15 protein-coding genes and 1 pseudogene are annotated in these 12,487 nt (G+C 61.5%); 3 read left to right on the forward strand and 13 right to left on the reverse strand.

What is annotated here, in order from left to right; translation table 11 throughout:
- Positions 1-15 precede the first annotated feature (15 nt).
- The 5 genes from N7E02_RS21035 to N7E02_RS21055 form a co-directional block, all read right to left on the reverse strand.
- Entirely contained in the window at positions 16-585 is a 570-nt protein-coding gene (locus N7E02_RS21035; protein ID WP_286579551.1) for a DJ-1/PfpI family protein, read from the reverse strand.
- Between the two features lie 57 nt (positions 586-642).
- Entirely contained in the window at positions 643-1,131 is a 489-nt protein-coding gene (locus N7E02_RS21040; RefSeq protein WP_286579552.1) for a GNAT family N-acetyltransferase, read from the reverse strand.
- A 243-nt stretch (positions 1,132-1,374) separates the two neighbouring features.
- Positions 1,375-1,566, reverse strand: a complete 192-nt coding sequence (locus N7E02_RS21045; protein WP_286579553.1) for a hypothetical protein — start codon at positions 1,564-1,566, stop codon at positions 1,375-1,377.
- Positions 1,567-1,688: 122 nt separating this feature from the next.
- Positions 1,689-2,126 carry a hypothetical protein gene (locus N7E02_RS21050; RefSeq protein ID WP_286579554.1) on the reverse strand — a complete coding sequence of 146 codons (438 nt, stop codon included), beginning with the start codon at positions 2,124-2,126 and terminating at the stop codon, positions 1,689-1,691.
- 136 nt (positions 2,127-2,262) lie between these two features.
- A complete protein-coding gene (locus tag N7E02_RS21055; protein ID WP_286579555.1) occupies positions 2,263-2,679 on the reverse strand; it encodes a MerR family transcriptional regulator in 417 nt (138 codons plus the stop codon).
- Positions 2,680-2,815: 136 nt separating this feature from the next.
- Between N7E02_RS21055 and dmeR the strand changes: the two genes are divergently transcribed.
- Positions 2,816-3,088: a Ni(II)/Co(II)-sensing transcriptional repressor DmeR gene (gene dmeR, locus N7E02_RS21060; protein ID WP_286579557.1), complete on the forward strand. Its 273-nt coding sequence runs from the start codon at positions 2,816-2,818 to the stop codon at positions 3,086-3,088.
- 51 nt (positions 3,089-3,139) lie between these two features.
- Complete coding sequence (gene dmeF, locus N7E02_RS21065; protein ID WP_286579558.1) at positions 3,140-4,111, forward strand: CDF family Co(II)/Ni(II) efflux transporter DmeF; 972 nt, start codon at positions 3,140-3,142, stop codon at positions 4,109-4,111.
- A gap of 58 nt (positions 4,112-4,169) precedes the next feature.
- Here dmeF and N7E02_RS21070 read toward each other — a convergent pair whose 3' ends face one another.
- From N7E02_RS21070 to N7E02_RS21090, 5 genes are all read right to left on the reverse strand, one after another.
- Positions 4,170-4,433, reverse strand: a complete 264-nt coding sequence (locus tag N7E02_RS21070; RefSeq protein WP_286579559.1) for a hypothetical protein — start codon at positions 4,431-4,433, stop codon at positions 4,170-4,172.
- Between the two features lie 138 nt (positions 4,434-4,571).
- Entirely contained in the window at positions 4,572-5,870 is a 1,299-nt protein-coding gene (locus N7E02_RS21075; RefSeq protein ID WP_286579561.1) for a DUF2254 domain-containing protein, read from the reverse strand.
- A gap of 92 nt (positions 5,871-5,962) precedes the next feature.
- Positions 5,963-8,071 carry a S9 family peptidase gene (locus N7E02_RS21080; protein ID WP_286579562.1) on the reverse strand — a complete coding sequence of 703 codons (2,109 nt, stop codon included), beginning with the start codon at positions 8,069-8,071 and terminating at the stop codon, positions 5,963-5,965.
- A gap of 82 nt (positions 8,072-8,153) precedes the next feature.
- Complete coding sequence (locus tag N7E02_RS21085) at positions 8,154-8,288, reverse strand: hypothetical protein (protein ID WP_286579564.1); 135 nt, start codon at positions 8,286-8,288, stop codon at positions 8,154-8,156.
- Positions 8,285-8,530: a hypothetical protein gene (locus N7E02_RS21090; protein WP_286579566.1), complete on the reverse strand. Its 246-nt coding sequence runs from the start codon at positions 8,528-8,530 to the stop codon at positions 8,285-8,287. Before N7E02_RS21090 ends, N7E02_RS21085 begins: the two co-directional genes overlap by 4 nt.
- Before the next feature lie 121 nt (positions 8,531-8,651).
- Here N7E02_RS21090 and N7E02_RS21095 point away from each other — a divergent pair, with 121 nt between their 5' ends.
- On the forward strand, positions 8,652-9,038 hold the full coding sequence (locus N7E02_RS21095) for a DUF930 domain-containing protein (RefSeq protein ID WP_286579567.1): 387 nt from the start codon (positions 8,652-8,654) through the stop codon (positions 9,036-9,038).
- 2 nt (positions 9,039-9,040) lie between these two features.
- Here the strand turns inward: N7E02_RS21095 and N7E02_RS21100 are convergent, their stop codons facing one another.
- From N7E02_RS21100 to N7E02_RS21110, 3 genes and pseudogenes are all read right to left on the reverse strand, one after another.
- Positions 9,041-10,306 (reverse strand): NAD(P)/FAD-dependent oxidoreductase, encoded by a 1,266-nt coding sequence (locus N7E02_RS21100; RefSeq protein ID WP_286579569.1) that lies wholly within the window; start codon positions 10,304-10,306, stop codon positions 9,041-9,043.
- Between the two features lie 50 nt (positions 10,307-10,356).
- Positions 10,357-11,489 (reverse strand): annotated as a pseudogene (locus N7E02_RS21105) (AI-2E family transporter).
- A 132-nt stretch (positions 11,490-11,621) separates the two neighbouring features.
- Positions 11,622-12,485, reverse strand: a complete 864-nt coding sequence (locus N7E02_RS21110) for a VOC family protein (protein ID WP_286579570.1) — start codon at positions 12,483-12,485, stop codon at positions 11,622-11,624.
- Positions 12,486-12,487 lie beyond the last annotated feature (2 nt).

The following is a 12,487-nucleotide window of genomic DNA, read 5'->3' on the forward strand; positions in this document are numbered from 1 at the left end:
ATAGGTCGGCGCGGCTCACCGATGCTCGGCCGAAAACGGCGCAAGCTCCTCCTCAGCCGTCGCATCCCATAGGCCGAGGCCTTTGAGCACCTCCACGGTGAACGTGAAAGGCGCCGTCCCCGCAGCAGTCACCACGCCGTCCGCATGCACCGCCTTCGGGCCGTCGACATAATGATCCGTGCCGGAATAGGCCGGGTAGCTTTCATGCGAGCCGAGCCGGTTGCCGGTATGGGCGACGCCGTTGAGCACGCCCGCGCCTGCCAGCATGCTGGCGGCGGCGCAAATGCCGGCGGTCATCTTGCGGTGCTCGCGGAACGCGATGATCAGGTCGTCGAGGCCTTCGGGCACCACATTCTTTTCCCAGGCGAGCCCGCCCGGCACGACGATCGCGTCGAAATCCTTCGGCTGCAGATCCCCATAGGCGAGATCGGGCGTCACCTTAAGGCCGCCCATGGAGGTCACCGGCTCGCCGTCGGCGGTCGCCGTCTTGACGGTGACGCCGAGATAGCTGCGCGCCACGGCCATCAGCAGCGCGCATTCCCAATCGGCAAATTCCGGCGTAAGCGCCACGGCGATTGCGGTCATCTCGTCCTCTCCTTCAGGATGCCTACAGGATCAATGCCTCGCGCGGAAGCGGATGCCTCAGGCGAGCGCCTGCGTATAGCGCATGCCGGTCACCGGCCGCGGTTTGAAATCCATCTGCTCGTAGAAGCGATGCGCGGCGGAATTGCCGGTGGCGGCGCTGACCGAAAGATAGCCGCAGCCTGCATTCCTGGCAATTTCACGGGCGCGGGCGACGAGGTGATGGCCTATGCCATGGCCGCGATGGCCGTCGCGCACGAAGAGATGGTGCAGGTCCATGCCGCGCGAGCCTGCCTCGGCACGGTAGAGCGGCACGAGAATGGCGTAGCCCATCAGTTCGCTGCCGGTATCGGCGACGATCACGTTGATCCAGGGCATGTCGCCGAACAGATCGCGCTCGAGAATGTCGGGCGTCATGGCCGAGGCGTCATGGTGATGCGCGGCCAGAAGCGCGATCATCTCGTTGAGCTCGGGCAGATCGTGGCGCTTGGCGCTGCGGATCGTCACCACGGAGGGGCGGGGAAGGGATATTTCAGAATCTTCGGTCATTGTCGGCATCCAGTTCCGGTCTCGTTTTGCCGTCAGGTGCCGTTTGATACAACAAAGCCGCCTGACGGCGGCTTGTTGACATGATGATCTGTCGAGCCGCCCTTTACAGGTAGGCCCAAAAATACGTTGCGGCGGTGGTGAGGCGCGTATTGATCATGGACGCTCTCATGCGCCTGTCCGAAAGGCTTGTCAATGGGGGGCGTGGGCTTCCATTGCGGCCGGGATCGGATCTCGACAAGCGCGCTACATGCTTTCCTTATCCGGGTTGATGAAAAGATAGACCAGCGAATAGGTAGTGGAATCGGAGGCCTTCCTCCCGCCTCCGCCTCTGATGCCGGGACCGGTGGTGGTAACGTTCGAATTACCGGTTTTGATGCTGCCGCCGATCGCGACGCCGCCCTCGAAGCCGTCATCGGATGTGGTGGTGTCCGTCACCTTGTCCGCGCGCCAGGCACTCAGGAGCAGAACTACCTCTCTCTGCTCCCTTTTCATCTGGGCAATGGTGGCGCGGCACTTGTCTCCGAGATTGTCGCGGATAATTCCCGCACCCTCGTCGGTCAGGAAATCTCCCGGACGTTCGTCAATTGGAGCGTCTTGTCCCGGCTGGCTTTACCCCCGAGGGTGAGGGAGGCGAGCTGGGCTATCTTGGGTGAGCTGAACGAGGCGTTGCCGCTCAGCTCGGACTTGATTGTCTTGCTGTCTATGCGGATGCCATCATCGACAATCTGCTTGCTCAACTCGTTGAGGGCCGCAGTTTTCGTGTAGTCGTCGTAGCAAAGCTCGTTGAATATCGTGCCGTCAGGCAGGGCGAATTTGGGCCGCTTGCCGGTTCCTGAAAAATATAGCGCGCCGATCTTGGGCGCGTTGGACGGCAGGATCGTGGAATAATTCGCGGGGCGGATACTTTCCAGGGATGGCGCTGACACAACGCCTCTTGAACCTGATCCACAAGCGGAAAGCAAAACCATGCTCATCAGCGCAATACTTGCCTTCATCGTCATCCCCCAAAGCCCGATGGCATACAGGATCTGTACGGCAGAAAGACAATCTAAACAAGATAATATAAATGATAAACTCTTTGGTTGTATCGACTGCGAAGGGCATCCTGCCGCCTCCGTTACTTGCTGCTCATCAATGCTCTCCCTCGCACAGTCCATGGTCCGAGAGCGAGCGGATGACGTAACAGTCCTCGATCAAATGACCGCCGTCGCAATGGGAAACGATCCGCTCCAGTTCCTCTTCAAGTTTCTTCAGTTTCTCGATCTTGGTCCGGACGCTCTTCAGGTGGTCGGCGGCGATCCGGTCGGCGTCGCCGCAGGGCTGGTGCGGATGGGCACTCAGCGCGATCAGTTCGCGGATCGCGGAAATGTCGAGCCCGAGATCGCGCGCGTGGCGAATGAAGGCGAGCCGCTCCAGATCCTGCCGCTCGTAGCGCCGCTGGTTGCCCTCCGACCGTTCGGCAGCGTCGATCAGCCCCATCTGCTCGTAATAGCGGATAGTCGGAACCTTGACCCCGGTCCGTTTCGAAAGATCGCCGATCGATAGCATGGTCGCTCTCCATAGCTCTAGTCTCTGGAGCTTTAGATAGGTTTTTTCGGATGGAAAGCACAAGCGCGAAAGCGCGACGCTTGCAGCTTCGCTTCGCGAAATATAATATACCCCCTATATTATATTGGAGTCCGATATGTCGCATACCGTTCGAGACAAGGCGAAGCTTCTTGCGCGCGTGCGCCGGATGAAAGGGCAGATGGAGGCGGTCGAACGATCGTTGGAAGCCGAGGCACCCTGTGCCGACGTCCTCCAGCTTCTCGCTTCGATCCGCGGCGCGCTGGCCGGGCTGACTGGTGAAGTCGTCGAAGGTCATCTGCATGAACATGTCGTGCATGCGGAAAGTGACGCCGAGCGCACCCGTGCGGCGGAGGAACTCGCCGGCGTCCTGCGCACCTACATCAAGTAGCCGCGCAGGGGAGGCGCCCCGCCGGACCGAAGAGTATCAACGGAGTACATCATGGCAAACAGTGTCGATGGCCTGACCCACGACCATGTCTTCCTGGGCAGGGATCATGAGCGCAACGAGAAGAAGGTCTGGCTCGTCATTGCGCTGACGGCGACGATGATGGTGGCCGAGATCGTCGCCGGCTCGGTCTTCGGCTCGATGGCGCTGATGGCCGATGGCTGGCACATGTCCACCCATGCCGGCGCCATGCTGATCTCTGCGCTCGCCTACATGTATGCCCGACGCAATGCGAAAAACCCGCGCTACACCTTCGGCACCGGCAAGCTCGGTGATCTCGCGGGTTTCGCCAGCGCCATCGTTCTGGCGCTGGTGGCGCTCTTCATCGCCTGGGAAAGCATCGTCCGCCTCGCCAACCCGGTATCGATCGATTTCGACCAGGCCATCCTCGTCGCGGTTCTCGGCCTGCTGGTGAACCTCGCCAGCGCCTGGCTGTTGCGTGACGATCACGCCCATGGCGGTCACCACGGGCATCACGGCACCCATTCGCATTCCGGCCATCACGGAGATCACGCCCATGCGGGCGATCACGGCAAGGCCGAGGACAACAATCTCCGTGCCGCCTATCTGCATGTGCTGGCCGATGCACTGACATCGGTCCTCGCCATCGCCGCGCTCATCCTCGGTCGCATCTATGGCTGGAATGCACTCGATCCGATCATGGGCATCGTTGGCGGTCTCGTCATCGCCCGATGGTCGTGGGGGCTGATCGGCGCGACGTCCGGCGTGCTCCTCGATGCCGAACCGGGTGCCGCCGATCTTGCCGATGAGATCCGCCACGTCATGGAAACGCCGGATGATACGGTGCTGGACCTGCATGTCTGGCAGGTCGGGCCGGGACACTACGCCACGATCGTCTCCGTCGCAACGACGACCGAAGCCACGCCGGCATCTTACAAGGAAAGGCTCAAGACCATTTCCGGCCTGTCTCATGTCACGGTGGAGGTGACGCCGCTCGTGGGCTGAACGAAAAAGGCCACGCAAAATGCGTGGCCGTCTCATCAGTTCTTCAAGCGCGCTGCGCTCAGTTGAATTCCTGGAAGACGTCGCGCACCCACTCCTGGGCAACTGGCGCCTGCTGGCTCGGTACACTGTCTGTGTCGCCGGCTTCTACCGCCCAGAGAGCGCTGGCAAGCGAACTCGACAAGAGCGTGCTGCTGCCGGTCAGTGCGCCGGGAAAGCGCGCAGTTGTAGCCGTTTCGCGCGGTGCAACTTCTTCCTGCTTGCGTTGCACCTCGACGGTGCGGTTCGGATACTGATAGCCGCTGAGGCCGCTGTCGATCTTCATGGCGTTTCGCCCACGTCCAGTTTGGTTAACGAATGGTTAACGCCTGGAGCTTGCGCGAGGCTTGCGTCGAGAATCTCGATCGAGGTCTGGATCATTGACAAACGAGATCAGCGCGTGCTCGCGCGCTGCTTCGCCACCCTAGGGCGTAAGGGCGGATATCCCGTTGAAATGCTTACGCGAGCCGATGCTTGCGACCTCCCGCTCAAGCCTGTCGCGGTCGGGCGCGAAGCTGAGCGCCTCCATGCCGCGCCGGGCGGCGAGAGCGGCCATTCGCTCGGCAGCGGCCGCAAGCGCGGGATTGCCGCATCCGGCGACGGCCGCGAGCGATTTCTGCAGCCGGATCGCCACCTCGATCATGCCGGCGCCGTCGCGCGAGGTCGGCATGAAGGCGGCATCCACCAGATCGTCCTCCGTCAATGCGGCAATGTGCACGCGCGGATAGACCGGGCCTTCATCGCGTTCGGCGTCCGTCCTGTGCGACTTGCCGAACACCCTCACGAGGGCCGCAAGCACGTCGATCGCCGTGCCCGGATCGTTGATCCCGGGCGACAGGGCGCGGGAGGAAATTTCCGATAGGGCAATCAGCCCGAAGCGCGGATCCTGCTCGTAGGAGCGGCGGTCGCCGAGTGTGAAGGCCGCGCGGATATTGTCTGCCAGATCGTTCTCGCCGGGGCGCGCTCCACCGGAAAAACCCACAAAGGCGATCGGCACGGCCGGGTCGCAATAGCTGCCCGCTCGTCGCGTCACGAAGATCTCGGCATCGGCCTCCTCGGCGACGGTGGAAAGCGTTGCCACATCGAGATGCTGCAGATAGCCGATCTCGTCGTGGTAGATGGCAATCGCCGCCTCGGGCACGGAGCCGAGCTCGACGCCACCGAGAAGCGGCGCCTGCCGGTAACCGTCCATCGCCTCCTGGGCCGCCCGCTCCACCCGGCTGATCGTCTCGCCCATATTGCCGAGCCCGGCGAGGTGGTCCATCCAGCGCAGCAGCGTGATGACGATCAACGCCACCACGACAAGCGTCGCGATGAACAGCACGAACCGCCCGCCATCGCCGTAAAGTTCGGTATTGAGCGCGATCAGGCTGACCAGTGAGAACAGGAAGGCACCGAGAAAGGTGGAGAGCGCCCGCTGCGCCGTCGGGTCCTCCAGCAAAAGCTGCGTGGCGCGGGGCGTCGCACTGCCTGCCGCCGTCGCTGTGGCGCTGACCAGCGTGCTGAGCGAGAATGTCGTGACGGCCAGCATGCTTGAGGCAATGATCTGCAGGATGGCATCGACTGCATTGGACCCGACGCTTCTCGGCAACCCTTCCGGCAGCCATGGCCCGATGACGATCGCCGCCAGCGCGGTCGAAATGCCGACAACGCCATAGAGCGAAGCCTTGACCCAGAGCCTGCGCGACAGCCGGCCGGCCTTCCAGAGAATAGTCGAGATCACGATAAGATGGTCCTGAAATGCAAGAGACGGCGGATAGTTAGGCCCATCCGCCGTCTTGGCAAGTGATCAGGAAACGTGTGCGGCTCGATGCTTTACATCTTCCCCGCAACCTTGATCGCGAAGGCATATTCGAAGGCGATCTCTTCCAGACGCTGGAAGCGACCCGACTTGCCGCCGTGACCGGCGGCCATGTTGGTCTTGAGCAGGATCGGTGCCGTGCCGGTCGTCATCTCGCGCAGCTTCGCCACCCACTTGGTCGGCTCCCAATAGGTCACGCGCGGGTCGGTGAGGCCGGAAATCGCAAGGATCGGCGGATAGGCGCGGCCGGTGACGTTGTCGTAGGGGCTATAGGCCGCGATCCAGCGGTATTCTTCCTCAGACTCGATCGGGTTGCCCCATTCCGGCCATTCCGGCGGGGTGAGCGGCAGCGTGTCGTCCAGCATCGTGTTGAGAACATCGACGAAGGGCACGGCGGCGATAATCCCGGCGAACTTTTCCGGCGCCATGTTGGCGATCGCCCCCATCAGCATGCCGCCGGCCGAACCGCCCTCGGCGATGATGCGGTCATAAGACGTGAAGCCGGTCGAAACCAGGTGGTCGGCGGCGGAAATGAAATCCTTGAACGTGTTCTGCTTGAATTCCATCTTGCCGTTTTCATACCAGGCAAAGCCCTTGTCCTTGCCGCCGCGGATATGGGCGATGGCATAGACGATGCCGCGGTCTGCCAGCGACAGCGCATTGGTGGAGAACGAGGCCGGGATGGTCATACCATAGGCGCCGTAGCCATAGAGCAGGCAGGGCGACGAACCGTCGAGCGGTGTGTCCTTACGGTAGAGCAGCGAGACCGGAACCAGCTCGCCGTCATGCGCCGGCGCCATGACGCGGCGGGTGACGTAGTCGTCCGGATTATGGCCCGACGGCACTTCCTGGGTCTTCAGGAGAACGCGCTCGCGGCTGACCATGTCGTAGTCGTAGAGCTGCGTCGGCGTTGTCATCGACGAATAGGAGAAGCGGATCGTGTTCGTCTCGTATTCGGCGGCACCGGAAAGACCCAGCGAATAGGCTTCCTCGTCGAAGGCAATCGCATGTTCTTCGCCGGTCGCCCGGTCGCGGATGACGATCTGCGGCAGACCGTCCTTGCGCTGCAGCCAGATCAGGTGACGCACATAGGCCATGTGGGAGATGATCAGCCGGCCCGGCTCATGCGGCACGACTTCCTTCCAGTTCTCCTTGCCAGGCGCAGAAGCCGGCGCCTCGACGATCTTGAAGTCCTTGGCGTCGCCGTCATTGGTGAGAATGTAGAAGACGTCGCCGCCCTCGGTCATCGAATACTCGATGCCTTCCTCGCGCTCGGCGACAAGCTTGGGCCCGGCCATCAGGTCGGAGGTCGGGATCAGGCGATATTCGGACGTCTCGTGGTCATGGATGTCGATATAGATGAAATCGTCGAGCAGTGAGCCGCCGACGCCCATGAAGAAGCCCGGGTCCTTTTCCTCGAACACCAGCCGGTCGGAGGACTGCGGCTGGCCGACGATATGGTGAAAGACCTTGGAGGGGCGATGGTTCTCGTCCTGCAGCGTATAGAAGAAGCTCTTGCCGTCCGGCGCCCAGACACCCCCGCCGGCTGTGTTCTCGATCACGTCGTCGAGATCTTCGCCAGTGACAAGATCGCGGATGCGCAGCGTAAAGTACTCCGACCCTTTGTCGTCATAACCCCAGATGCCGTGGTTATGGTCCGTCGTGTGGTCGATGCCGGCAAGGCGGAAATAATCCTTGCCCGCTGCTTCCTTGTCGCCGTCGAGCAGCGTCTGTTTCTCGCCGCCGTCACGCGGGGTGCGGAAATAATGCGGCTGCTCGCCGCCGGTGACGAAAAGCGAACCATAGGCAAACGGGCCGTCCTTCACCGGAACCGATGAATCGTCCTCCTTGATGCGGCCGCGCATCTCGGCAAACAGCGCCTTCTGCAGCTCGGCCGTGTCGCCGAGGGCAGCTTCCATATAGGCATTTTCGGCTTCCAGATGCTTGCGGATTTCGGGATCGAGGATCGACGGATCCTTGAACATCGCCTGCCAGTTGTCGGCGCGCAGCCAGGCGTAATCGTCGGTGCGGGTAATGCCGTGGCGCGTATCGCTCACCGGCTTCTTGGGCGCGATCGGGGCGGCGGGAAGATTGGCGAAAGGCGTTTTGGAGGAGGGGGCCAAGGAAGCACTCCGGTATGAAAGGAAGGAGTGCCAGAGATAGGTTGCGGTGCAGGCGGAGGCAAGCCGCGAAGAGATGAGCGGCTTACTTCTTCTTGGCCTCTTCCCGTGCCTTGCGGATTGGCGCGAGGTCGCGCTCGTTCTGCCACCACACGAATGCGACGACCAATGACAATCCAACGCCAATCGTCAGGAATACGATGATCTGTTCGTATGTCATTTGTTCAGACCTTTCAGGATCAGTCCTGCGGCAAAATGTAATGCTATGCCGAAAGGAAAGCAAATCACGACGCTGCCGACCAACGGAAGAAGGCCGCCGGCGGCTGCTGTGGAATCATTCATCACGCGCACGATGGGAGTGAAGACGCCGATCAGCATAATTCCGATGCCGATATTGTTGAGAAACGTCGCACGGAGCTTGATCTGTTCTTTCTTGGCATCTGAAAGCATTCCTTCCGTCATCCGCTGTCCCACCTGGTGCCCACCTGTTCACATCATCGTATTGCCCTCATAGGTAGGTGGTCAATTGCGGCTGCATCTCCTAGCTTCCGCGCCGTTACGAGTCAGTTTGGGTGAAAATGAAATGAAGAGATCGCTGTCGGTGGTGGCCGTCGTCCTGCTTTCCGCCTCTGCAAGCCACTCTCTGGATGCGCGCGTCATTCGGCAGCTGAATGCCCTGGCGCCGGATGAACGGCGCGAGCAGCGCTGCGACATGGAGGCGATGGATCGCATTCGCGCCGAAGGAGACTTCCGGCCGGACAAGGTCATCGCCTACACGTTTTCCGATCCCGTTGAAAACGGCAACAAGATGAAGGCACCGGGCGCCGTGTTCCGCAGCGGCGGCGACTGGTATCGCCTGAAGTTCAAATGCGAGACCGCCGACAAGGGTTTGAAGGTCACGTCTTTCGACTACAAGATCGGAGCCAAGGTTCCGCGCGACCAGTGGACCAAGTATTACCTATACGATTGAGTTCAACCGGCCTTTTTCACGTCGCGGTCCAGCGCAAACCGGTCGAACCAATCCCGTCCGTCACCGGATATCATCGCCGCTATCATGCGTGAGGCGAGATAGGAAAAGGTGATGCCGTTGCCGCCATAGCCATAGGCGGCAAAGATGCGGCTTGCGCCCGGCACCGGCCCTATCAGCGGCAATCCGTCGGACGTCTCGCCGAAGGCGCCGCACCAGGCATGGGAGATCGTCGCATTCGTCTTCGGCCAAAGCTGCAGCAGTTTCTGCTTCAGCCGCATCGTCTTGTCCCACAGCAACGCGTCGCGTGCCTGCGGATCGGCGATCTCCTCGTCCTCGCCGCCGAAGATGATGCGGTTGTCCGCCGTCATCCGCATGTAGATGTAGGGCTCGGCCGCTTCCCAGATGAGCGCCCGTTCCGACCATAGCTGATCAGGCTGCTGAGGCACGGTTGCCAGTGCGAAGCTGGAGGAAATCGTATGGCACGCCGGCATGACGAAATGCGGCATCACGTAACCTGTCGCGAGCACGACATGAGCGGCTTCGATCACATGCTGGCCGCTGGTTTCGACGACGACGCGCCGCCCCTCATCATGGAAATTCAGCGCATCCGCATCGATGACCTTAGCACCGCGGCTGGCCGCGATGCGCAGCAGAGACCAGGCCAGCAGCAGAGGATCGGCCTCGGCCGAGCCGGGAGACAGGATCGCCGCCTCGCGATCGAAGCCGCGCTCCCGGAACAGCGCATCGTAGCTGAGCAACCCGCCCGGCAATCCGGCGCGATGGCGCAATGCCAGTTCCTCGCGCAGTTCTTTCTCGCCAATGTCTGCAGCGGCCAGATAGAGCGTCGAACGCGGGTCGAACGCGCAGGGAAGTCGATGGGTCGACACGAGGTCTGACAACCCGGACACCGCGGCATAACTGCGGCGGTAGATGTCCGCCGCCGCGTCGAACCCATAGAATTCTGTCAGTTCCGTCAGCGAACTGTCCGTCTCCCATTGCAGCATGGCCGTGCTTGCCCGCGTGGAGCCGAAGCCCGGCTGTTCTCGATCGATGACGACGACCTGATGGCCGAGGCTTGTCAGGTGTTCGGCAGCAAGCGCGCCGGTAATGCCGGCACCGATCACGGCGACATCCGTCTTGATGCTGTCGGTCAGCGAAACCCGTTTCGGCGGGTCGGGCCGCGTCCCTTCCTGGCTGCCCCAGGGAGAAAGCCCGGTCGAAAGATCGTCATGGCTCGTGTCTTCGAAGTCCAGATCGGAAGAAGCCAACGGTGTTACCTTGAATGGGCGGAATTTCTTTTATTCTGAACGTGCAGGCCTCAACCCGGCAGATGCGGTGTCGCCTTGCGCTCGGGAAACAGTTCCGCCAGCACCGTCATCATGATCAGCGACAGCGGCAGCGCCAGCATGGCGCCGACCGCTCCCCACATCCACGTCCAAAACAGTATGGCGATGAAAACGATGAACGGATTGATCTCCCATTGGCGGCCCATGATTGCGGGGAAGATCAGGTTCTCCATGACGAGATGCACGGAGAAGAACAGGAAGGCAGGCAACAGAGCAAAGAAGATCCCGTCATGGGTCAGGATGCCGGCGATTGCGACAGACATGGTCATCAGCGTGATGCCGAGGAAGGGGATGAAGCTCGATAGGAATGCGAACATGCCCCAAAGGATCGGTGCGCTGAGGCCGCACAGATAGGCGATTATCGCCATAACCACGCCGAGGCCGAGATAGAGCACGCTGGCGGTTGCGAAATAATAGCCGAGCACATGGTCGATCGAGTTCATCACGCGAATGGCGATCAGCCGCTGGCGCCGGCGGGGAAACGCCATGATCAGCGTCTTGCGGAGCCTCAGCCGGCCATAGAGGAACAGAAGCAGCGCGGCAAAGAAGATCATGCCCTGCACGATCGCCGGTGTCAGGCTTGCTGTTATCACGCCGAGTATGTTGGTGGAATTCTCAAGCAGCTTGTCCATCGACATTGCGCCGGTGTCGAAGGTGGAGGAGAGATGTTCAGCCACTGCTGTCGTTCAAGGAACGGCATCAACCGGTCATAGGAGCGCTCGACGAAATTCGGCCCCTCGTTCACCAGCGTTGCAACAGGCTCTGCCAGTGCATTGGCAATCAGGAAAAGGACAAGAAAGACCAGCGAGGAGAGGATCACGGCGATGCCAAAGCGAGGCACCCCGGCCCGGCCCAGCTTGTCGGCCACGAGCCCGAGAATGAGCCCGACAACGACGGCGAGCGTCACCGGGATGAGGATAAGCGCCATGTAATGGACGATGCCGAAGAAGATGATCAGGAATATTCCGATCACGGCCCATGCCATGGCGACTTCCAGCGCATCGCGGCCGAGAACGAGCGGCGCGTCGGGCTCGGCGTCCCCGTGCTCGCCGGCCGAAAGTGCCTCCCTCCGATGGAAAGCGAAGTCGACGGTTTTTTCTTCGATTTCGCTGCGCTGCGAGCGCTGATCGCGGTCATGGCGTCCCCTTTGATCCCTTGCACGGCCAGAACGCAAAAACGGCGCTCCGGTTCCGGAACGCCGACTGATTGTTAGTTTTCAAATCCAGGCTTGTATGGATCAGGCCGCGAGCGTCAGGCCGATGCCCCACGGGTCCTTCAGCTTGTGGCCTTCGGCAGTCTTTTCGACCACGATTTGCTGGGTGTCGAGCGCGGCCAGAGCCTTCTGCAACGCGGCCGGGTCGTTGAAGCGAACCGTGTAGTCCGAAAGCCCGGTCATCTTGTCCTGGCGGGCGGTCGCGCCGCGGCTGTTCCAGATGTTGGCGGCGATATGGTGATGGTATCCGCCGGTGGCGAAGAAGCTCGCACCCGGATAACGCGCCATGATCTTCAGCCCGAGCACATCCTGATAGAAGGCGTCCGCCTGTGGAATGTCGCCGACCTGAAGATGGATATGGCCGACCGATGCGCCCGGCGCCATGCCGGCCCAGTCACCCTGCGGTGCCGAGTTATAGAGCTCCTGCAGGTTCAGCCGCTCGGTCGCCATCTGCACGCTTCCGTCGGGGAAATAGGTCCATTCCTCCGGCGTACGGTCGCGATAGATTTCGATGCCGTTGCCTTCCGGATCGGAGAGATAAAGCGCTTCCGAAACGAGGTGATCCGACGCGCCGTCCAGCTGCACCCCGCGATGGGCCGCATGGGACAACCAATGCGCCAGCTCCCTGCGGTTCGGCATCAGGAAAGCGGTATGGAAAAGGCCGGCCGCCTGGCGCGGTGCCCGCGTGATACCGCTGCCGGTGGTCAGCTGTAGGAGCGGCAGGCCATGGGCGCCGAGCAACATACCGCTCTCGCTCTTGTCCATCACCGACAGGCCGATAATGTCCTCGTAGAATTTCGATACGCTGCCGAGGTCGGTGACGACCAGATGGGCGCGGTCCACATGGGCCGGGCGCGTCAGGGCAAAGGCGGCTTCAGATTTCGTCATGG

The sequence above is a fragment of the Terrirhizobium terrae genome (assembly GCF_030323265.1).
In the GTDB taxonomy this organism is placed as follows: Bacteria; Pseudomonadota; Alphaproteobacteria; order Rhizobiales; family Rhizobiaceae; genus Neorhizobium.